This window comes from Pseudomonas sp. M20, from assembly GCF_045037865.1.
GTDB lineage: Bacteria > Pseudomonadota > Gammaproteobacteria > Pseudomonadales > Pseudomonadaceae > Aquipseudomonas.
In genome coordinates this window covers 3,941,151-3,961,352 of record NZ_CP173611.1, presented here as the reverse complement: position 1 = coordinate 3,961,352, position 20,202 = coordinate 3,941,151, and the positions used below count along the sequence as shown (strand labels likewise).

Genomic DNA, 20,202 nt, shown 5'->3' with positions numbered 1-20,202 from the left:
CTCCCGAGGGAGAGGGAGCCGATTTGTGGGCCTTTCAAAATCTGAGTTCAACGCGGAATTGCACGTCGGCGTAACTCTCCCAGACACCTCGATCAGTCCCCTCTCCCTTTGGGAGAGGGTTAGGGTGAGGGGCTTTTGATCTGTTTCAGAATCTGAGTTCGACTCGATATTTCACGTCGGCGTAGTTTTCCCAAACACCTCGTTCAGTCCCCTCTCCTTACGGGCGGTCCGACGTTTCGGGAGGGCTAGGTTGAGGGGCTTTTGATCTGTTTCAGAATCTGAGTTCAACGCGGAATTGCACGTCGGCGTAACTCTCCCAGACACCTCGATCAGTCCCCTCTCCCTTTGGGAGAGGGTTAGGGTGAGGGGCTTGTGGAGCTGGCGCGTTTCCTGCAAGTCCCCTGTAAATCGCCATAAAACGAGCGCTCGCGGTCACTCCAGCGGCGCCCGGAGCGGCAAAAGGTTTAGCCAGACGGCCCGCAGCGCTCAACAAAGCCATGCGCAGCCCGCTGAAGAACAAGAGGGGAGACGATGAAGGCAGTTATTTTGGCGGGTGGCCTCGGCACGCGCATCAGTGAAGAGTCGCACCTCAAGCCCAAGCCAATGATCGAGATCGGTGGCAAGCCAATTCTCTGGCACATCATGAAGCAGTATTCCGCCCACGGAATTCACGACTTCGTGATCTGCCTTGGCTATAAGGGCTATGCGATCAAGGATTTCTTCGCCAACTACTTTCTGCACACCTCTGACGTCACCTTCAACATGCGCGAAAACCGCATGGATGTGCACCAGAACTACAGCGAACCGTGGAGCGTCACCCTCATCGACACTGGTGAAGAAACCATGACGGGTGGCCGTCTGCTGCGCGCCAGCCGTTACCTCAAGGATGAAGAGGCGTTCTGCTTCACCTACGGCGACGGCGTTTCCGATATCAACATTGCGCAACTTGTGGATTTCCATAAAGGCCACGGCCGTCTCGCGACCGTCACTGCCGTGCAACCGCCGGGTCGTTACGGCGCGCTTGAGCGTCAAGGCGATCAAGTGCTGGGTTTTACCGAAAAACCTCGCGGTGACGGTGGCTGGATCAACGGTGGCTTTTTCGTACTGTCGCCCAAAGTGCTGCCGTACATCGCCGATGACGCGACCACTTGGGAAGCCGAACCCTTGGCGCGTCTGGCCGCGGACGAACAACTGAAAGCCTTCGAACACGAAGGTTTCTGGCATCCGATGGACACCCTGCGCGACAAGAACCATCTCGAAGCGCTGTGGCAGAGCGGGGAGGCCCCATGGAAGCAATGGGCCTGAGTGCGGATTTCTGGCGCGGCAAACGCGTTCTCGTCACCGGACATACCGGTTTCAAAGGCAGTTGGCTGACCCTGTGGCTGCAAAGCCTCGGCGCGCAAGTCAGCGGCTTTTCTCTGGATCCGTCGACTGAACCGAGCCTGTTCGAACTGGCGCGCGTGCATGAAGGCATCAACGATCAGCGCGGTGATCTGCGTGATCTTGGCGCTCTGCTGGAAATCATCGCCGACACCGAGCCGGAAATCGTTCTGCACCTGGCCGCGCAGCCGTTGGTGCGCGAAGGCTATCGCGACCCGCTTGGCACTTACTCCAGCAACGTCATGGGTACGCTGAACCTGCTCGAAGCGATTCGTCAGGTCGGTTGCGTGCGCGCTTGCGTGCTGGTCACCACTGACAAGGTCTACGCCAACAAGGAATGGCTGTGGCCGTACCGCGAAGACGAAGCCCTCGGTGGTCACGACCCTTACAGCAGCAGCAAGGCCTGCTGTGAACTGCTCACGCAATCCTATGCCGCGTCGTTTTTTCCGGCGGACAAGTACGCCGAACACGGTCTGGCCTTGGCCACTGCGCGTGCCGGCAACGTCCTCGGCGGCGGCGATTTTGCTCCTGAGCGACTGATTCCCGACGTGCTCAAAGCGTGGACTGCCGACGAGCCGGTGACCTTGCGCTACCCGCAGGCCGTGCGCCCGTGGCAGCACGCGCTGGAGCCGCTGGCCGGTTACCTGCAACTGGCCGCCGGCCTCTACGAACAAGGGCCGGAATACGCCGGTGCGTGGAACTTCGGCCCGGGCGAGGCGGACATGTGCAGCGTTGGCGAAGTGGTCGAACTGCTCGCCAGCCGCTGGCCGCAGGCGCGCGGTTTGCGCATCGAGAAAAGCGAACTGCACGAAGCCGGTCTGTTGCGTCTGGACAGCAGTCGCGCGCGGCAAGTGCTTGGCTGGCAGCCACGCTGGACCTTGCAGGCCTGCCTGACCCAGACCGTCGACTGGCACTTGGCCTGGCAGAACGGCGATGACATGCGCAGCGTCACTCTCGGTCAACTGAACCTGTACCGAGGCGCGCTGTGAGCGAGTTTTCCCTGAAGGCATTGCCGCTGGCCGGATTGTTCAGCGTCCAGCACAAACGTTTCGAAGATCAGCGCGGGCACTTCGCACGGCTGTTTTGCGAAGGCAGCCTGAGTGCGTTCGGTAGCGAATTTCATATCCGCCAGATCAACCATTCCTGCACCCGCGAGAAGGGCAGTGTGCGCGGTCTGCATTATCAGAACGCTAACGCGCCGGAAGCCAAACTGATCACCTGCCTGCGCGGTGAAGTGTGGGACGTGGCGGTGGATCTGCGTCCGGATTCCGAAACCTTTTTGCACTGGCACGCCGAACACCTGAAGGCCGGCGATGGTCGCAGCCTGTTGATCCCGGCCGGGTTCGCCCACGGTTTCCAGACGCTGAGCGAAGACGCCGAATTGCTCTACCTGCACAGCGCCGATTACGCGCCGGAGCACGAGGGCGGGCTGTCGGTGAACGATCCACGGCTGGCGATTGCCTGGCCGTTGCCTGTCAATAATTTGTCAGCGCGTGATTCCAGCCATCCCGCGCTCGATCAACACTTTGCTGGAGTGCGTCTATGAACTGCCGTGGGTGCGCCGCACCGCTGAGCCTGCCGCTGATCGACCTCGGCACCTCGCCACCGTCCAACGCCTACGTCCACGCTGATCGCCTGGAGCAGGCCGAGCAGTGGGTGCCGTTGAAGGTCGCCGTGTGTCAGCAATGCTGGCTGGTACAGACCGAGGATTACACCCGAGCCGACAGCCTGTTCGACGCCGAGTACGCCTACTTCAGTTCGTTCTCCAGCACGTGGCTGGCCCATGCCGAACGGTATGTCGCCGAGATGGTCGAGCGTTTCGGTCTGAACGCCGACAGCCGCGTAGTGGAAGTCGCCGCCAACGACGGTTACCTGCTGCAATACGTCGCTGGTCGCGGCATTGCCTGCCTGGGTGTTGAGCCGACCCGCAGCACCGCACAAGCAGCACGCGAGAAGGGCCTGGAAATCCGCGAACTGTTCTTCGGTCGCGACACCGCCGCGCAGTTGCACAGCGAAGGCTGGGGCGCTGACCTGATGGCGGCCAACAATGTGCTCGCGCATGTGCCGGACATTAACGATTTCCTCGGCGGCTTCGCGACACTGCTCAAGCCGACCGGCGTGGCCACCTTCGAATTCCCGCAACTGCTGACGCTGATGGCTGGCGCGCAGTTCGACACGCTGTATCACGAACACTATTCGTACCTGTCGCTGACCGCCGTGCAGACACTGTGCGAACGCAATGGCCTGGAAGTGTTCGACGTCAGCCAACTGACCACCCACGGCGGTTCGTTGCGCGTGTTCGTGCAGCGCAAGGACGGCCAGCGCCGCGCGGTTCAACCTGCGGTGCAGCAACAATTGCAAGCCGAACTGGATGCTGGGGTAAAAACCGCCGAGTACTACGCGACCCTCGCGCCTGCTGCCGAACGTATCAAGCATGACTTGCTGCGCTTCCTGTTGCAGGCCAAGGCCGACGGCAAACGCGTGGTCGGTTATGGCGCGGCTGCCAAGGGCAACACCTTGCTCAATTACGCCGGGGTCAAACCCGACCTGCTGGCCTGGGTGGCTGATGCCAATCCGCACAAGCAGGGCAAGTTTATGCCGGGCAGCCGCATTCCGATCGTGGCGCCGGCGCAGATCGATATCGACAAACCGGACTACGTTTTGGTGTTGCCGTGGAACCTGCTCCACGAAGTCAGCCAGCAACTGGCGCAAGTGCGTCAGTGGGATGGCCGCTTCGTGATCGCCGTGCCTGAGTTGAGCGTTCTGTGAAGGTTCTGGTCACTGGCGCCACAGGGTTTGTCGGTCGGCATCTGGTCGCGGCGTTGCTTGCACGCGGCTGCGATGTTCGCGCCGTGGCGCGTAACGCAGAAACCGCACAAGGCATGCCGTGGATCAACAACGTCGAGTTCATCGCAGTGGATATTCACGCCGCCGATCTCGATATCCACGCGTTGACCGATGGCATCGACGCACTGGCGCACCTGGCCTGGCCGGGTTTGCCGAACTACCGGGCGCTGTTCCATTTCGAACACAACCTGATGGCCGACTATCGCTTTATCAAAAGCGCGGTCGAGGCGGGCGTGCAGCAGGTGCTGGTCACCGGCACTTGTTTCGAATACGGCATGCAAAGCGGGCCGCTCAGCGAAAGTACCGAGCCGCAGCCGAGCAATCCTTACGGTCTGGCCAAGCACACGCTGCAGCTGTTTTTGCAAAATCTGCAGCAGGAACAACCGTTCACCTTGCAGTGGGCGCGCTTGTTCTATCTGCATGGCGAAGGGCAGAACCCCAACAGTCTGTTGGCCGCACTGGACCGGGCGATCGATGCCGGTGAGCCGTCGTTCAACATGTCCGCCGGCGAGCAACTGCGTGATTTTCTGCCGATTGAAAACGCTGCCGGTTACCTCGCCGCGATCCTGCAAAAAACCGACTTCAACGGCGTGATCAATTGCGCCAGCGGCCAGCCGATTTCGGTTCGCTCATTGGTCGAACAACGCCTGCGCGAACGCGGCGCGACGCTGCATCTGAACCTCGGCCACTACCCGTATCCGACCCACGAACCCCTGGCGTTCTGGGCGGTGACCGAGCGTTTGCAACAGTTACTGGGAGAGCCGCAATGACGCACGAGTTGTACCGGGTCACCGACCTGCCGGTGCTGCAGAACCGCACCTTTGCCGATGCCGCATCAGCGCAGGCCTCGGCCAGCGCCGACATGTTGTTGGTGCAGGACGAGCGCAGCGGTTTGATCTTCAATGCGGCGTTCGATGCCGACAAGCTCAGCTACGACGCCGATTACCAGAACGAGCAGGCGCATTCCGGCCAGTTCCAGAAGCACTTGAGCGACGTCGAAGGCATCATCGCCAAGCACTTCAAGGGCCAGGAGCTGATCGAGGTCGGCTGCGGCAAAGGCTATTTCCTGGAGTTGCTCAAGGGCCTCGGTTATTCGATCACCGGCATCGATCCGGCTTACGAAGGCGAAAACGCCGACGTGATCAAGGCGCCGTTCACTCGCGGCCTGGGGCTCGCGGCAGACGCCATCGTGCTGCGCCATGTGCTGGAGCATATTCAGGATCCGGTGAGCTTCCTCGCCGAAATCGCCAATGCCAATCAGGGCGGGCAGATCTACATCGAAGTGCCGTGCTTCGACTGGATTCTCGAGCACAAAGCCTGGTTCGACCTGTTCTACGAACACGTCAATTATTTCCGCCTCGATGACCTGCGGCGGATGTTCGGCACCGTGCATGAGGCCGGTCATCTGTTCGGTGGCCAATACCTGTACATCGTCGCCGACCTGTCGACGTTGCGCCTGACCCCGGATCAACCGGTGCCGCGACTGGCGCTGCCTGACGGTTTTACCGCCAGCCTCGATCGTGCGGTGCAGATCATTCAGTCCGCCCCCGAGCAGGGTTCGGCGATCTGGGGCGCCTCGTCCAAAGGCGTGATCTATTCGCTATTCCTGCAACGCGCAGGTGTCGCAGTGGATCGCGTGGTGGATATCAACCCGGCCAAGCAGGGGCGTTATCTGCCGTTGAGCGGCGCGCGGGTTTCCTCGCCGCAAGAGGCGATGGACGCGCTGCCTGAAGGTGCCCACCTGTTTGTGATGAATTCCAATTACCTCGAAGAGATCAAGCGGATGACCGGTGGACGCTACGTCTATCACGCCGTCGACAGCGCTTCGTTTCAGTGACCCTAGAGATTATTAAAATGACCGACAACAGCATCAACCAAGCCTTCGAAGCAGAGTGCCGGGAACAGATTGCCCAGCAGGGTGACGACCAGAAACTGACCGGCCTGGCCCGCGATTTCTTCAATGAATCGGCCAAGCACAAATACAGCTACCACTTCTCGTGGATGGGCCGCCCGATCATCCAGTTGCCACAAGACATGATGGCCATGCAGGAGATCATCTGGCAGGTCAAACCGGATCTGGTCATCGAGTGCGGCATCGCCCACGGCGGTTCGATCATCTACTACGCCTCGTTGCTGGAGCTGCAAGGCCACGGCGAAGTGCTGGGCATCGACCTCGACATTCGCCCGCACAACCGCGAAGCGATCGAAAGCCACCCGATGGCCAAACGCATCAAGATGATCGAAGGTTCGAGCATCGACGCCGGCATTGCCGCCCAAGTGCAGGCTGCAGCGAAAGGCAAGAAAGTCATTCTGGTCCTCGACTCCAACCACACCCACGATCACGTCCTCGAAGAGCTGCGTCTGTACGCACCGCTGGTGTCGGTCGACAGCTATTGCGTGGTGATGGACACCGTGGTTGAAGACATGCCGGCCGATTTCTTCCCGGATCGTCCATGGGGCCCGGGCGATAACCCGAAAACCGCCGTGTGGAAATACCTGGAAGAGAACCAGGATTTCGAGATCGACCAGCAGTTGCAGAACAAGCTGCTGATCACCGTGGCGCCGGACGGCTATCTGCGTCGCGTCCGTTAATTCGCAACATCACCAAGCGTTGTTTCGGCGAGTCGCCGGTTGTGGAGAGAAGTTATGCAAGGCAAGTACAGTACTGAACTGGCGCTACCGCTCAATGAGCTATTGACCGTCGTCCTGATTACTCACAATCGGCCGGCGTTTTTGCGCCGGGCGGTGAAGTATTACAGCAGCTTGCCCTGCAGAATCATGGTGCTCGATTCGACTCTGGATCGACCTGAAGGCGACTTTTCCGCTGTCGACTACCACCACGTGCCGCAGTTCGCGTACTGGGGCATGCAGGCCAAACTGGCCTATGGTGTCGAGCATCTGACCACGCCGTATATGGTGCTGGCGGCCGACGACGACTTCATCCTGCATGATTCACTGGCAGAGTCCGTTGGCTTCCTGCATGCCAACCCTGATTACGGTATGTGCCACGGCTATTGCCTGATGTACCTGTCATTGGCCCATGGCGTGAACTACTACCGCCGTGACAAGAAAGTCCAGGAAGACTATGCGTCCGAGCGGGCGCAGGATCGTGTCCTCGATTACATGCACCAGTACATCCCGCCGTTCTACGCGGTAACCCGTACTGACCTGATGAAAAACTGGCACGCGGCGTTGCCGCCGGGGACCAATTTCCAGTGGCAGGAAATTGGCCACGTCTACTACCTGCTGGCCAGTGCCAAGGCGCGCATCCTGCCGATTCCGTACGTAGTGCGCGAGATCAACTACGGTGTCTCCGAGCACAACACCGATGTGTATCACTCGCTGACCTACGTCGACGCCAAATCGGTCGCCGAACGCGAGGCGTTTGCCGAGTTCCTCGTCTCGCTGCCCACCGCTATCGAAGGGCTGGATGCCGGGCAGGCCAAGGCCTTTGCCCTGGAGAGTTTCGAGGCAATGGCCGACAGCCTGAAGTCCGGGCGGGCGCTGACTGCCGAGCTGATTATCGAGTCGACCTGGAACCAGGAACTGAAGGCGCCGGATCGTCGTTTTGGCCCGCTGCAGTATGTCGAAATGCCGTTTTACAACCAGGCATTCTTCGAACGTCTGGAACAGTTCGAGTTCATCTTGCACGCCCTGCCGGCCGGCCGCATGCAACTGGAAGGGCTGGAAGGCGTGTGGACGCGTCAGGCGCACCTGTTGCAGGCGCGCAACAACGATACAGCGGAAAGTGTGCTGGACCGGTTGTGGCAGGCGCATGATCTGAATGCGTTCAACCAGACCGTGGTCAAACGTCTGGCGGCGCAACTGGATATCGTCGGTGACGAGAGCGCCGCGCAAGCCATGCACGAGTGGATCGCCCGCCTCGAAGTGCTGACGGTTGAAGATAATCAGCCGGCCTTCGATAAGATGAAGTCCGGTCGTCTGTTGCAGTGGCTGGCGGCTCGCGCGCCGGCAATCAAGCCACTCGAGTCGATCGGCGAACATCTGGCGACTGAAGGCGGTGGTCCGCAATTCGGCATTTTCGTGCTCGACCTGGACAACGACATCGACAAGTTGCAGGTAACGCTCGACAGCCTGCTCGAAGGTCACTGCAAAGCGTTCAGGGTGGTGGTGTTCACCACCGGTGAAGCGCCGGCGGCGACGACCGCGCAAAACACCCTGCACTTTGTGCGTGTCACCCAGAGCAACGTTGTCGACAAGCTCAACCTCAGCGCTCAGCAGTCGCCAAGCGATTGGTTGCTGCTGTGTGAGGCGGGTGACCAGTTCACCAGCAGCGGCCTGTTGCGCGCCAGTCTGGAACTGATGTCCGCTAACGGTGTGCGTGCCGTCGCCACCGATGAAATCCAGCGCAAGGACAATGGCGCACTGGTTGACGTGTTCCGCCCGGGCTTCAATCTGGATCTGCTGCAAAGCGTACCGTCACTGATGGCGCGCCACTGGTTGATCCGTCGCGAAGTGTTGCTCGACGCCGGTGGTTATCAGGCTGACTTCAGCAAGGCGCTGGAGTTTGACCTGTTGCTGCGCATCATCGAGCAGGGCGGCCTCGACGGCTTGGCGCACCTCGACGAGCCGTTGCTGATCACGCAGGCGGCGGAGCTGGAAGAAAACGCCCACGAACGTCAGGCGTTGCTGCGTCATCTGGGCAATCGCGGCTACAAGGCCAAGGTCACGTCGTCGGCGCCGGGCACCTGGCAGATCGATTACCGCCACAGCGAACAGCCGCTGGTGTCGATTATTCTGCCGGTGATCGACGATCTGCCGGTGCTGCGCCGCTGCCTGGAAGGCGTGCTGCTCAGAACGCGTTACAGCCGTTATGAAGTGTTGCTGGCGGCAAACGCCAATCAGTCGGCAGCGGTCAACGACTGGCTGGGCACCCTGCGCCACGCCAAGGTCAATGTGCTGCGTGCCGATCAGCCACTGAGTGAGGTCGCGTTGTACAACGCCGCCAGCGAGCAGGCTCAGGGTGAGTATCTGGTGCTGTTGGCCGCTGACAGCGAAGTGGTCAATCCGAACTGGATCGATTCGTTGCTCAACCACGCCCAGCGTCCGGAAGTGGGCGTCGTCGGTGCCAAACTGGTCGACCGCGACGGCAACATCGCTCAGGCCGGTCTGATTCTTGGCCTCAATGACGGCGTGGGTTCGCCCTTCATCGGCGAAAAACACAGCGCAGACAGCTACATGCATCGTTTGACGGTCGAGCAGAATTACTCGGCCGTGTCGAAGGTGTGTCTGATGGTGCGCAAAGAGCTGTTCAACACCCTTGGCGGGCTGGATGAAGTGACGTTCGCCGAGGGTTATGCCGATGTCGATCTGTGCCTCAAGGCGGGTCAGTCCGGTTACCTCATCGTGTGGACGCCGTTGGTGCAGGTGCTGCATACCGGCGAGCTGCCACAGGCGCCGCAAGCACTGGCGGCATTGCGTGAAAAATGGAGCGGCGCTTTCGCTCAGGATTCGGCATACAACGCCAACCTGGCCCTGACCGGCAAAGGGTTCACCCTGGGTGAAAATGCCTCGATCAACTGGGCGCAGTTGCTCGCTTAAGCGTGCCGGACAGGAATCAGCATATGTTCAACGGTCAATCGATTTTCATCTCCGGCGGCACCGGTTCGTTCGGGCGCAAATTCATCGCTCGACTGCTTGAGCAATACCAGCCCAAGCGCGTGGTGGTGTTCTCGCGTGACGAGCTGAAACAGTACGAGATGCAGCAGACGTTCAACGCGCCGTGCATGCGTTACTTCATTGGTGATGTGCGTGACGCAGACCGTCTGCGTCAGGCCATGCGCGGCATCGACTACGTGGTGCATGCTGCGGCGTTGAAGCAGGTGCCGGCGGCGGAATACAACCCCACCGAATGCATTCGCACCAACGTCAATGGCGCGGAAAACATCATCGCCGCCGCCATCGATAACGGCGTGAAAAAGGTTGTGGCGCTGTCCACCGACAAGGCGGCCAGCCCGATCAACCTGTACGGCGCGACCAAGTTGCTCTCGGACAAATTGTTCGTCGCCGCCAATAACATTGCCGGCGAGCAGGAAACCCGCTTTGCCGTGGTGCGCTACGGTAATGTCGCCGGGTCGCGTGGCTCGGTGGTGCCGTTTTTCAGCAAGTTGATCGCCGACGGTGCTCAGGAGTTGCCGATCACCGACGAACGCATGACGCGGTTCTGGATCACCCTCGACCACGGCGTGCAGTTTGTCCTCGACAGCTTTGCGCGGATGCACGGTGGTGAAGTGTTCGTGCCGAAGATTCCGTCGATCCGCATTGTCGATCTGGCGCGCGGCATGGCCGAACATCTGCCACACAAGCACGTCGGCATTCGTCCCGGTGAAAAGCTCCATGAGTTGATGGTGCCGCTGGACGACGCGCGGATGACCCTTGAGTTCGAAGATCACTACACCATCCAGCCGTCGATCCGCTTCACCAGCGTCGATGTCGATTTTGCCGTCGACAAGCTTGGCGAGCAGGGGCTTGCCGTGAGTGAAGATTTCGAATATCGCTCCGACACCAATCCGCACTTTCTCTCGGTCGGGCAGATCGCCGACCTGCACGCGAAGCTCTCGACATGATTCCCTACGGTCGGCAAAGCCTCGATCAGGCAGACATCGATGCGGTCGTCGAAGTGCTGCAATCGGACTGGCTGACCCAGGGGCCGACCATCGAACGCTTCGAGCAGGCGATGGCCGAACGTTGTCAGGCGGACTTCGCCGTTGCGGTGTGCAATGCCACGGCGGCGCTGCACATTGCCTGTCTGGCCGCTGGCCTGGGTCCGGGCGATCGCTTGTGGACGACGCCAAACACTTTCCTCGCTTCGGCCAATTGCGGGCGCTATTGCGGCGCTGAGGTCGATTTCGTCGATATCGATCCGCTGACCTGGAACCTTGATGCCTTCGCCCTCGCAGCGAAGCTTGATCAGGCCGAACAGGACGGCACTTTGCCGAAAGTGCTGGTGGCGGTGGCGTTTTCCGGGCAGAGCTGCGACATGCGGCGCATTGCTGAATTGGCCGAGCGCTACAACTTCACGGTGATCGAGGATGCCTCGCACGCCGTCGGTGCCAGTTACGCCGGGCGCCCGGTCGGCTGCGGTGAATTCGCGGCGATGACCGTGTTCAGTTTTCATCCGGTGAAAATCATCACCAGTGCTGAAGGTGGCATGGTGCTAACCAACCGCCCGCATCTGGCCGAGCGCCTGCAACGTTTGCGCAGCCACGGCATGACCCGTGATCCGCAGCAAATGACCGAATCCAGTCATGGGCCGTGGTACTACCAACAGGTCGAGCTGGGTTTCAACTACCGGATTACCGATCTGCAGGCTGCGCTGGGCTTGTCTCAGTTGAACAAGCTGGACGACTTCATCGCCCGGCGTCGCGAACTGGCGGCGCGTTACGATCGTTTGCTGGCGTATTTGCCGGTGACGCTGCCCAGCCCTCAGGCGGAAGCGGAGTCGGCGTGGCATCTGTACGTGATTCGCTTGCAGACCGAGCGCATCGGCCTTAATCATCGTCAGGTTTTCGAAGGCTTGCGCGCCGCCGGGATCGGCGTAAACCTGCACTATATTCCCGTGCATTTGCAGCCCTACTATCGTGACCTGGGTTTTGCCGAGGGCGATTTTCCCGAGGCCGAACGCTATTACGCCGAGGCCATCAGCTTGCCGCTGTACCCGTTGCTGAGTGATCAGCAGCAGGATTATGTAGTCGAGCAATTGCGTCGACTGACCGAATGAATACCGCCGTGGCGGTGGGTGAGACTGAGTCATGCGTACTCTGAGCGAGCAGGAAAAGTTCTGGCAGGGTGAGTTCGGCAACCAGTACGTTGAGCGCAATATCGGCCAACCGCTGGTGGCGGCCAATCTTGCCTTGTTTGCCAAAGCGTTGAGCCGCGCCGGGCGCATTGAAAGCCTGGTGGAGCTGGGCACCAATGCCGGCAATAATTTGCAGGCGCTGCATCAGTTGCTGCCGCGCTGTGAGCTGTTTGGGGTCGAGATCAATGACAGCGCTTTTGCTCAGGCACGGGCGTTGAACATTGCACAGATCTGGCATGGCTCGCTGTTCGATTTCCCGCGCGAGCGCCGCTACGATCTGACCCTGAGCAAAGGTGTGCTGATCCATCTGGCCCCTGAACTGTTGCCGACCGCTTATGCGCAGTTGTACGCGTTGAGCCAGCGCTATATTTTGATCGCCGAGTACTACAACCCGGCACCGGTGGAAGTGTCCTATCGCGGTAACAGCGGCAAGCTGTTCAAGCGTGATTTCGCCGGTGAAATGCTCGATCGCTACGCTGATCTGCAACTGCTGGATTACGGCTTTGTTTACCATCGTGACCCGCAGTTCCCGGCGGATGACGTCACTTGGTTCCTGATGGAAAAACGTCCTTGAGCAACGTTGCAATCATTCCGGCCCGCGGCGGCAGCAAGCGCATCCCGCGCAAGAATCTCTTGCCGTTCGACGGTGTGCCGATGATTGTCCGTTCAATCCGCACTGCGCTGGAGTCGGGCGTGTTCGATCAGGTCGTGGTCAGCACCGACGATGCCGAGATTGCCGATGTCGCGCGGGCCCATGGCGCGCAAGTGCCGTTCCTGCGCCCGGCGGAACTGGCTGACGATTTCACCGGTACGGCGGCAGTGATCGTGCATGCCTTGCAGCAGTTGCCAACCTTCGATTTCGCCTGCTGTGTGTACGCCACGGCGCCGCTGCTGCAGGCGCGCTATCTGCATCAGGGACTGGAATTACTGGAACAGCGTCGCGACAAGTCTTTTGCGTTTTCCGTGTGCAGTTTCGGTTTTCCGGTGCAGCGTGCGCTGACGCTGGACGGGCAGGGCGCGCTGACTGCGTTGTATCCCGAATTTCGTAATACCCGCTCGCAGGATCTGCCCGAAGCGTTTCAGGATGCCGGTCAGTTCTACTGGGGCCGCAGTGAGGCTTGGTTGCGTGGTGAGGTGGTTTATTCGCCGGCCAGTCTGCCAGTGGTTCTGCCTCGGCATCTGGTGCAGGACATCGACACGCCCGAAGACTGGAAGCGCGCCGAATACTTGTACGCCGCGCTCAAGGCGGGCGGAGAGCTGCAATGAGGGTGCTGATTCGCGCCGACGCCTCGCCGACCATCGGCAGTGGCCATATCGCCCGTTGCCTGACGCTGGCGCGGGTGTTGCGCGGGCAGGGCAGCCATGTCGCGTTTGCCTGTCGGCAATTGCCGGGGCATCGGCTGGAGGCGCTGAACGGCGAAGGGTTTGAAACCTTTGCGCTGCCTGATCGTTACCTCGCTGAAGACCCACAGCAAGCCATCGAGTCGATGCTGCCGTGGCAGGCCGATATCGACGCACTCGGTCTGCTGCTGGACGGCCATGCCGAGTTCGACTGGATCATCGTCGATCATTACGGCCTCGATCATCACTGGCAAACCGCTGCACGCCGCTGGGCACATCGCATCGCGGCGGTGGATGATCTGGCGACCCGGCGCTACAGCGTTGATCTGTTGCTCAATCAGAACTTGTCCGGCCTCAGCGAAAACTACACACCCTTGCTACCTGAGGGTTGCCGCACGTTGCTGGGCCCGCGCTACGCCATGCTGCGCGAAGAGTTCAATTGCCCGGCCATCGACATCAAACCCACGGCTCGCCGGGTACTGGTGAATTTCGGCGGCTTCGATGCGGCGATGCAGACTCATCACGCGATGCTCGCCCTCGCTGATTTCAGCGAATTGCAGGTGGACTTCGTTGCTGGCGCCGAGAACCCGGCGTGGGCGCAGATGCAGGCCTTGGCCGAGACGCGGCCGAACTGGCGCCTGCACAGCTTCGTCAGTGATTTCTACCAGCGCATGAGCGAAGCCGATCTGTTTATCGGTGCCGGCGGCGGTACCAGTTGGGAGCGTGCAGCGCTGGGGCTGCCGACGATTTGTATCGCGGTGTCGAACAACCAGCAGGTCAACGGCGAAGTCATGGCCGCAGCGGGGGCGCATGTGTTCATGGGCGCCCGTGAGCAGGTCAGTGTCGAGCAATTGCGTGACGCTGTCGGTTTTGTGGTGGGCAATCATTTTCTGCGCCAGAGCCTGGCCGAACGTTCGCGGCAATTGGTCGATGGTCGCGGCGCCGAGCGCGTTGCGGCAGCGCTGGCTGGCGCGGTGCTCAAGTTGCGCCCGGCGACGCTGGACGATGCGCAATTGTTGTTCGAGGGGCGTAATGCCGAAGCCGTGCGGCGCTGGTCGCCGCAGACTGGCGCGATCGATTGGGTGCAACACCTCAACTGGCTGACGGCAAGTTTGCGTAATCCGCAGCGCCTGCTGTTGTTCGCCGAGGCAGACGATGGCGCCGTCGGTGTTGTGCGTTATGACCTGCGCGGATTTGAAGCCGAAGTCTCGATCTACTTGCTGCAAGGGCGTATCGGCCTCGGCTGGGGCAGGGCGCTGTTGACCCGTGGTCAGGCATTCGTCGCCGCGCACTGGCCACAACTGGCGGTCATCAACGCCTGCGTCCTGCCGGACAATCTGCCCTCATTGAATGTGTTTCGTGACGCCGGGTTTACCCAAGGGGCCTGCGCGTTCACCCGTGTTTTGAAGGATCACCCGCATGACTAGTTTCAAAATCGGCAACCGCTTGATCGGCGCCGATGCGCCGCCCTTCATCATTGCCGAGATGAGTGGCAACCATAACCAGTCGCTGGACGTGGCCCTGCAAATTGTCGAGGCCGCGGCCAGGGCCGGCGCGCATGCCCTGAAGCTGCAGACCTACACCGCCGAAACCATGACCCTGGACCTGGCTGAGGGCGAGTTCTTTATCAAGGATCCGGGCAGTCTGTGGGCGGGTACTTCGCTCTACGACTTGTATGAAAAAGCCCACACGCCGTGGGAATGGCATGCACCGATTTTCGCCCGTGCAAAAGAACTGGGCATGCTTGCGTTCTCGACACCGTTCGATGCCACAGCGGTGGATTTTCTCGAAAGTCTTGATGTGCCGGCCTACAAGATCGCCAGTTTCGAAAACACCGACTTGCCGTTGATCCGTCGTGTGGCCGCTACCGGCAAGCCGCTGATCATCTCCACGGGCATGGCCAGCATCGCCGAGCTGGATGAAACCGTGCGTGCCGCCCGTGAGGCCGGCTGCAAGGATCTGGTGCTGCTCAAGTGCACCAGCACTTATCCGGCGACGCCGCTCAACAGCAACGTGCGCACGATTCCCCATCTGCGTGAATTGTTCGGTTGCGAAGTGGGGCTGTCCGATCACTCGATGGGCGTTGGCGTGTCGGTGGCGGCGGTGGCGCTGGGCGCGACGGTGGTGGAAAAACACTTCACCCTCGACCGTTCGGCAGGTGGCGTCGATGCGAGTTTTTCGCTGGAGCCGGCGGAAATGGCCAGTCTGGTAGTGGAAACCGAACGAGCCTGGCAGGCCTTGGGTCAGGTGCGCTATGGCGCCACCGACGCCGAACTGAAATCTGTGGTGTATCGCCGCTCGCTGTACGTTACCGCCGACATGGCCGCTGGTGACACCTTTACCGGGGACAATCTGCGGGCGATTCGCCCCGGTCTCGGACTGCCGCCCAAGCACACCGAGGCCGTCCTCGGTCGCCGCGCGCGTGCGCCGATCAAGCGCGGCACGCCGCTGGACTGGTCGCTGGTCGAATAAGCCGATCTGCACCGAATCGGCAAAATAGCGTGACCTGCGAGTCATAACGCGCATCTTCACTGTATTGTATTGATCGGGGAGATGGCGCCTGGCTCGTTTTCGATTCCAGTGATAGCCCTTTGCGCTCCCCGTGGCTGCCCGTTGTGGCGGCCGTTTTCGTTTGTCGGCGCCCCTCGAAATCCTTGCGAGCGGTGGTCTTGGGCTGTTTTTTATTGGGAAGCCGTAATGATTGGCATAAAAAGCATTGCGAGCTACGTTCCTGTAGCCGGCGTGGACAATTACGCACAAGGTGCAAAATTCGAGAAGGATGAAGAATTCATCCTTGGCAAGATCGGCTCGGCGTTCCTGCCGCGCAAAGATGCTGAACAGGAAACCTCCGATCTGTGCGTGGAAGCGGCCAATGCGCTGTTTGCCAGCAACCCTGGACTGAAACGTGAATCGATCGACGCCTTGATCGTCGTCACTCAGAACGGTGATGAAGAAGGCCTGCCGCACACCGCCGCGATCGTACAGGACAAGCTCGGTCTGCCGACCAACGTGGCGGCGTTCGACATTTCCCTGGGCTGCTCCGGTTATGTCTACGGCATCTACGCGATCAAGGGCTTCATGGAAGCCGCCGGTCTGAAGAACGGCCTGCTGATCACTGCTGACCCGTATTCGAAAATCGTCGATCCGGAAGACCGCAACACCACCATGCTGTTCGGCGATGCCGCGACCGCTACGTGGATGGGCGAAGATCCGACCTGGGCGCTGGGCAAGGCCAAGTTCGGCACTGACGGCTCAGGTGCGCCGCACTTGAAAGTCACCGATGGCGTGTTCTTCATGAACGGTCGTCAGGTCTTCAACTTCGCACTGCTCAAAGTCCCGGCACACTTGCACGAACTGCTCGATGATTCCGGTCTGAAGGCCGATGACATCGATGCGTTCTGCATTCACCAGGGCAGTGCGGCGATTGTCGATGCCGTGGCGCGGCGTTTCGAAGGCGAGCCGGAGAAGTTCATCAAGGACATGGTCGAGACCGGTAATACCGTGTCGTCGAGCATTCCGTTGCTGCTGGAAAAACACGTACTCGATTCCGACTGGCAACGTATTGCGCTGAGCGGTTTCGGTGTCGGTCTGTCGTGGGGCTCGGCGATCATCTATCGTCCTTGAGTCCGAGCAAAAACGGCGGATACAAAAATAGCGTTCAAGGTTAACCTTGAACGCTATTTTTTTGCCTGAAACGGAGCGCGAGGCGCCATGAGCGAGTTTTTCCAAGCCAATGCCGAGGTGTTGCAACGGCGCTGGCCGGCGCTGTTCGAGCGACTGATGGCTGAAGACAGTGCGGCCGTTCCAGCTCAATTGGTTGAGGGGCATGGCTCGACGCTGAGCATCAACGGCATTCAACTCACCAGCCGCCATGACCGCCTCCATGAAGCGCGGACTCAGGCGGCCAGCCTGCCAGAAAAAGCACAATTGCATGTTTATGGCACGGGCCTCGGTGATTTGCCCGGGGTGCTGCTTGAACGCGAAGGGCTGCAACGCTTGTACGTGCACATCCTTAACGGCGCGTTGTTTGCGCTGGTGGTGCAACTGCTTGATCAGCGTGAATGGCTGGACGATCCGCGCGTCGAGTTGTTTTATGCCGGTGATCACGCGGATTTTTTCACGCCGTTTTTTGCCTTGCCCGCCGAGATGCTGCTGGCCGATGACTTCAACGCGAAAGTCCGTGATCGCTTGGTCAGTGAAGTGCACCTGAGTTTCAACAATCGGGATTTCGATCCGCAGTCGCCGGAGATTCAACAGCGTTTGCAGGCGTGCCTGCCTGTACTGCTCGCCGATGCGGATGTGGCGCAGTTGTTCGGCACGTGTGTGGGTCGGGAAATCTATGTGATCGCCACCGGGCCGACACTGGAGCAGCATTACCAGCGTCTCGCTGCAATCCGCCAGCGCGCCGAACGCCCGCTATTCATCTGTGTCGACACTGCGTATCGACCGCTGCGCGAACACGGGATTGTGCCTGATCTGGTGGTGAGCATTGATCAGCGCATCAGTTTTCGTCATCTGCCCTTCGAAGAGTCCGACTGCATCCCGCTGGTGTATCTGCCGATGAGCGATCCGGCGGTGTTGAAGGCGTGGAAGGGCAAACGTTACGGTGGTTATTCCGCAAGTCCGATCTACGCGAACTTGCGTGAGCAGCATCCGCGAGCGCAGTTGCACGTTGGCGGCAGTGTGATTCACCCGGCGGTGGATCTGGCGGTAAAGATGGGGGCCGCCAGCATTACGCTGTTTGGCGCTGACTTCGCTTTTCCGATGAACAAGACCCATGCCGGCTGGAACGACGGCGAGCTGGGGCCGTCGGTGAATCAGGCGCGGCATTGGGTGCGCGATGGCCATGGCCAACGGGTCAGCACGCAACTCAATTTTCGCGGTTATCTGTGCGTGCTGGAGCGCTACATCGCTGCGCATCCACAGGTCGGGTTTCTCAACAGCAGCCGCTGCGGGGCGCTGATCGCCGGAACCGCTTTCAATCCGGAGTTTGTGCAATGAGTGCGCTGAGTGTCTGTAAGGATGAATGTCGTCAGTGCGCAGGTTTGTTTCGCCTGGGTCGCGATGTCGAGGCGGCGCTGGCGATGGTCGATGTGTTTGAAAAGGCCCAGCAATGTTTATCGTCTGCTTCTGCAGAGGTGCAGCAGATGTGGGCGCAGCTGTTACTGCAAATGCTCGCATCCCAGGAGCGCCAGGACTGGCTGGGGCTGGCTGACGCTATGGAGTATGAACTGGTGGATTTGCTGGAAAGTGTCCCGGCCTGAGTGTGCCGACAGCACTGGCCCGCAGGTTTGCGCGACAGTCGGTTTTATGACGTCATTTATTCGCGGTGGATGGACTGCTAAGTCTTTGTTTTCTCGGGGGTGGCAGGGTGATGGCAAATTTTTTTCAAAAAGCCCTCAAGCAACCTGCAAACCCGACGATAACTATTACGAAGGTTCTCTAGGCCATACCCGGCGGTTGCCAGGGCCGGAAGCCGCAGTACCCAACCAACGAGGAATTCGTCATGGCTTTAACAGTAAACACCAACACTACGTCGTTGAACGTTCAGAAAAACCTGAACCGCGCTTCCGACGCTCTGTCGACTTCGATGCAGCGCCTGTCTTCCGGCCTGAAAATCAACAGCGCTAAAGACGACGCCGCTGGCCTGCAAATCTCCAACCGTATGTCTTCCCAGATCCGCGGTAACACCCAGGCTATCCAGAACGCCAACGACGGTATCTCCGTAGCTCAGACCGCTGAAGGCGCTCTGCAAGCCACTACCGACATTCTGCAGCGTATGCGTGAACTGGCTGTTAAAGCACGTAACGGTACCAACGGCACTGCTGACCAGACCGCTACCAACGCTGAATTCGCTCAGATGTCTGACGAAATCACCCGTATCTCGGCTTCGACCAACCTGAACGGCAAAAACCTGCTGGACGGTTCGGCTGGTACTGTGACCCTGCAAGTGGGCGCAAACACCGGTTCGGCTAACCACATCGACCTGGTACTGAGCTCCAAGTTCGACGCAGTAAGCCTGTCGGTAGGCAGCGGTACTCTGTCCCTGACCGGTGCTAGCGTTTCTGGCGCTGCTACCAACATCGACAGCGCTATCACTGCAATCGACGCCGCTATCGCTGCAATCGGTTCGACTCGTGCCAGCCTGGGTGCTTCGCAAAACCGTCTGACCAGCACCATCCAGAACTTGCAGAACATCACCGAGAACACCACTGCTGCACAAGGTCGCGTACAAGATACCGACTTCGCCGCAGAGACTGCTAACCTGACCAAGCAGCAAACCCTGCAACAGGCTTCGACCTCTGTTCTGGCTCAAGCCAACCAACTGCCTTCCGCTGTACTGAAGCTGCTTCAGTAATTTCGGAATAAGTTTAAGCGGGGGAGTGTGCTTGTCGCGCTCTCTCGCTTTTTTCGTTAAGAGGTGATGGGCATGGACATGAGCGTAAAGCTTAACGTGTCTTATCCGGCTCCCAAGCCAGCGACCCCTGTTGCTGACAAGCCGTCAGAGACGCCAAAAGTTGCGAAGGCCGATGCTCCGGTTGCTGACCGCAAAAGTCAGGACACGGATGACGCCAAGTTGAAACTGGCTGTGCAGGAGATCGAGAAGTTCGTTCAATCGATCAAGCGCAATCTGGAGTTCTCGATCGATGAGCATTCCGGTAAGGTCATCGTCAAGGTGATCGCAAGCGAGACGGGTGAGGTCGTTCGACAGATTCCCTCCGCAGAAGCCCTCAAGCTGGCAGACAGCCTCGCCAATGCGAGCCACGTTCTGTTCGACGCCAAAGTCTGATAGCTGGCATGAATAATGTTTGTAC

General features: G+C 59.8%; 19 protein-coding genes. All 19 read left to right on the top strand.

The annotated features are described in order from the left end of the window. Positions 1 to 531 precede the first annotated feature (531 nt). The 19 genes from rfbF to ACI514_RS17465 all read left to right on the top strand — a co-directional run bounded on the left by rfbF (position 532) and on the right by ACI514_RS17465 (position 20,177). Entirely contained in the window at positions 532 to 1,305 is a 774-nt protein-coding gene (gene rfbF / locus ACI514_RS17555) for a glucose-1-phosphate cytidylyltransferase (RefSeq protein ID WP_141128961.1), read from the top strand. Continuing rightward, positions 1,287 to 2,369, top strand: coding sequence for a CDP-glucose 4,6-dehydratase (rfbG, locus tag ACI514_RS17550; RefSeq protein WP_405122102.1), 1,083 nt, complete (start codon positions 1,287 to 1,289; stop codon positions 2,367 to 2,369). The genes rfbF and rfbG overlap by 19 nt, the downstream gene beginning before the upstream one ends. Continuing rightward, positions 2,366 to 2,926, top strand: a complete 561-nt coding sequence (gene rfbC / locus ACI514_RS17545) for a dTDP-4-dehydrorhamnose 3,5-epimerase (protein ID WP_095122729.1) — start codon at positions 2,366 to 2,368, stop codon at positions 2,924 to 2,926. Before rfbG ends, rfbC begins: the two co-directional genes overlap by 4 nt. After that, positions 2,923 to 4,149, top strand: a complete 1,227-nt coding sequence (locus ACI514_RS17540; protein ID WP_405122101.1) for a methyltransferase domain-containing protein — start codon at positions 2,923 to 2,925, stop codon at positions 4,147 to 4,149. The genes rfbC and ACI514_RS17540 overlap by 4 nt, the downstream gene beginning before the upstream one ends. Beyond that, positions 4,146 to 4,997, top strand: a complete 852-nt coding sequence (locus ACI514_RS17535; protein ID WP_405122100.1) for an NAD-dependent epimerase/dehydratase family protein — start codon at positions 4,146 to 4,148, stop codon at positions 4,995 to 4,997. The genes ACI514_RS17540 and ACI514_RS17535 overlap by 4 nt, the downstream gene beginning before the upstream one ends. Next, positions 4,994 to 6,064 carry a class I SAM-dependent methyltransferase gene (locus ACI514_RS17530; protein WP_160056752.1) on the top strand — a complete coding sequence of 357 codons (1,071 nt, stop codon included), beginning with the start codon at positions 4,994 to 4,996 and terminating at the stop codon, positions 6,062 to 6,064. The genes ACI514_RS17535 and ACI514_RS17530 overlap by 4 nt, the downstream gene beginning before the upstream one ends. Before the next feature lie 17 nt (positions 6,065 to 6,081). Next, positions 6,082 to 6,819, top strand: coding sequence for a cephalosporin hydroxylase family protein (locus ACI514_RS17525; RefSeq protein WP_093439633.1), 738 nt, complete (start codon positions 6,082 to 6,084; stop codon positions 6,817 to 6,819). A gap of 54 nt (positions 6,820 to 6,873) precedes the next feature. Then, positions 6,874 to 9,789 (top strand): TIGR00180 family glycosyltransferase, encoded by a 2,916-nt coding sequence (locus ACI514_RS17520; protein ID WP_405122099.1) that lies wholly within the window; start codon positions 6,874 to 6,876, stop codon positions 9,787 to 9,789. Between the two features lie 23 nt (positions 9,790 to 9,812). Next, a complete protein-coding gene (gene pseB / locus ACI514_RS17515) occupies positions 9,813 to 10,814 on the top strand; it encodes a UDP-N-acetylglucosamine 4,6-dehydratase (inverting) (protein ID WP_160056756.1) in 1,002 nt (333 codons plus the stop codon). After that, on the top strand, positions 10,811 to 11,968 hold the full coding sequence (gene pseC / locus ACI514_RS17510; protein ID WP_160056758.1) for a UDP-4-amino-4,6-dideoxy-N-acetyl-beta-L-altrosamine transaminase: 1,158 nt from the start codon (positions 10,811 to 10,813) through the stop codon (positions 11,966 to 11,968). Before pseB ends, pseC begins: the two co-directional genes overlap by 4 nt. Before the next feature lie 31 nt (positions 11,969 to 11,999). After that, positions 12,000 to 12,620 carry a pseudaminic acid biosynthesis-associated methylase gene (locus ACI514_RS17505; protein ID WP_405122098.1) on the top strand — a complete coding sequence of 207 codons (621 nt, stop codon included), beginning with the start codon at positions 12,000 to 12,002 and terminating at the stop codon, positions 12,618 to 12,620. Further along, positions 12,617 to 13,312 (top strand): pseudaminic acid cytidylyltransferase, encoded by a 696-nt coding sequence (pseF, locus tag ACI514_RS17500; RefSeq protein WP_405122097.1) that lies wholly within the window; start codon positions 12,617 to 12,619, stop codon positions 13,310 to 13,312. Before ACI514_RS17505 ends, pseF begins: the two co-directional genes overlap by 4 nt. Continuing rightward, positions 13,309 to 14,814, top strand: coding sequence for a UDP-2,4-diacetamido-2,4,6-trideoxy-beta-L-altropyranose hydrolase (gene pseG / locus ACI514_RS17495; protein WP_405122096.1), 1,506 nt, complete (start codon positions 13,309 to 13,311; stop codon positions 14,812 to 14,814). Before pseF ends, pseG begins: the two co-directional genes overlap by 4 nt. After that, complete coding sequence (gene pseI, locus ACI514_RS17490) at positions 14,807 to 15,859, top strand: pseudaminic acid synthase (protein WP_160056766.1); 1,053 nt, start codon at positions 14,807 to 14,809, stop codon at positions 15,857 to 15,859. The genes pseG and pseI overlap by 8 nt, the downstream gene beginning before the upstream one ends. Positions 15,860 to 16,084: 225 nt before the next feature. Further along, complete coding sequence (locus tag ACI514_RS17485; RefSeq protein ID WP_160056768.1) at positions 16,085 to 17,011, top strand: ketoacyl-ACP synthase III; 927 nt, start codon at positions 16,085 to 16,087, stop codon at positions 17,009 to 17,011. An 87-nt stretch (positions 17,012 to 17,098) separates the two neighbouring features. Next, on the top strand, positions 17,099 to 18,388 hold the full coding sequence (locus ACI514_RS17480; protein ID WP_405122095.1) for a motility associated factor glycosyltransferase family protein: 1,290 nt from the start codon (positions 17,099 to 17,101) through the stop codon (positions 18,386 to 18,388). Further along, positions 18,385 to 18,651 (top strand): hypothetical protein, encoded by a 267-nt coding sequence (locus tag ACI514_RS17475; RefSeq protein WP_160056772.1) that lies wholly within the window; start codon positions 18,385 to 18,387, stop codon positions 18,649 to 18,651. The genes ACI514_RS17480 and ACI514_RS17475 overlap by 4 nt, the downstream gene beginning before the upstream one ends. Positions 18,652 to 18,893: 242 nt before the next feature. Continuing rightward, positions 18,894 to 19,745 (top strand): flagellin domain-containing protein, encoded by an 852-nt coding sequence (locus tag ACI514_RS17470; protein WP_141128976.1) that lies wholly within the window; start codon positions 18,894 to 18,896, stop codon positions 19,743 to 19,745. A 72-nt stretch (positions 19,746 to 19,817) separates the two neighbouring features. Further along, positions 19,818 to 20,177 (top strand): flagellar protein FlaG, encoded by a 360-nt coding sequence (locus ACI514_RS17465; protein WP_160056774.1) that lies wholly within the window; start codon positions 19,818 to 19,820, stop codon positions 20,175 to 20,177. The last annotated feature ends 25 nt before the right edge of the window (positions 20,178 to 20,202 follow it).

Bases quoted from the DNA above. Each gene is read 5' to 3' on its own strand.
- ACI514_RS17520 (WP_405122099.1), top strand. From the start codon at position 6,874: ATGCAAGGCAAGTACAGTACTGAACTGGCGCTACCGCTCAATGAGCTA.
- ACI514_RS17480 (WP_405122095.1), top strand. From the start codon at position 17,099: ATGAGCGAGTTTTTCCAAGCCAATGCCGAGGTGTTGCAACGGCGCTGG.
- ACI514_RS17530 (WP_160056752.1), top strand. From the start codon at position 4,994: ATGACGCACGAGTTGTACCGGGTCACCGACCTGCCGGTGCTGCAGAAC.
- pseB (WP_160056756.1), top strand. From the start codon at position 9,813: ATGTTCAACGGTCAATCGATTTTCATCTCCGGCGGCACCGGTTCGTTC.
- ACI514_RS17525 (WP_093439633.1), top strand. From the start codon at position 6,082: ATGACCGACAACAGCATCAACCAAGCCTTCGAAGCAGAGTGCCGGGAA.
- rfbF (WP_141128961.1), top strand. From the start codon at position 532: ATGAAGGCAGTTATTTTGGCGGGTGGCCTCGGCACGCGCATCAGTGAA.
- ACI514_RS17465 (WP_160056774.1), top strand. From the start codon at position 19,818: ATGGACATGAGCGTAAAGCTTAACGTGTCTTATCCGGCTCCCAAGCCA.
- ACI514_RS17485 (WP_160056768.1), top strand. From the start codon at position 16,085: ATGATTGGCATAAAAAGCATTGCGAGCTACGTTCCTGTAGCCGGCGTG.
- pseI (WP_160056766.1), top strand. From the start codon at position 14,807: ATGACTAGTTTCAAAATCGGCAACCGCTTGATCGGCGCCGATGCGCCG.
- rfbG (WP_405122102.1), top strand. From the start codon at position 1,287: ATGGAAGCAATGGGCCTGAGTGCGGATTTCTGGCGCGGCAAACGCGTT.
- ACI514_RS17470 (WP_141128976.1), top strand. From the start codon at position 18,894: ATGGCTTTAACAGTAAACACCAACACTACGTCGTTGAACGTTCAGAAA.
- ACI514_RS17505 (WP_405122098.1), top strand. From the start codon at position 12,000: ATGCGTACTCTGAGCGAGCAGGAAAAGTTCTGGCAGGGTGAGTTCGGC.
- pseG (WP_405122096.1), top strand. From the start codon at position 13,309: ATGAGGGTGCTGATTCGCGCCGACGCCTCGCCGACCATCGGCAGTGGC.
- pseC (WP_160056758.1), top strand. From the start codon at position 10,811: ATGATTCCCTACGGTCGGCAAAGCCTCGATCAGGCAGACATCGATGCG.
- ACI514_RS17540 (WP_405122101.1), top strand. From the start codon at position 2,923: ATGAACTGCCGTGGGTGCGCCGCACCGCTGAGCCTGCCGCTGATCGAC.
- ACI514_RS17475 (WP_160056772.1), top strand. From the start codon at position 18,385: ATGAGTGCGCTGAGTGTCTGTAAGGATGAATGTCGTCAGTGCGCAGGT.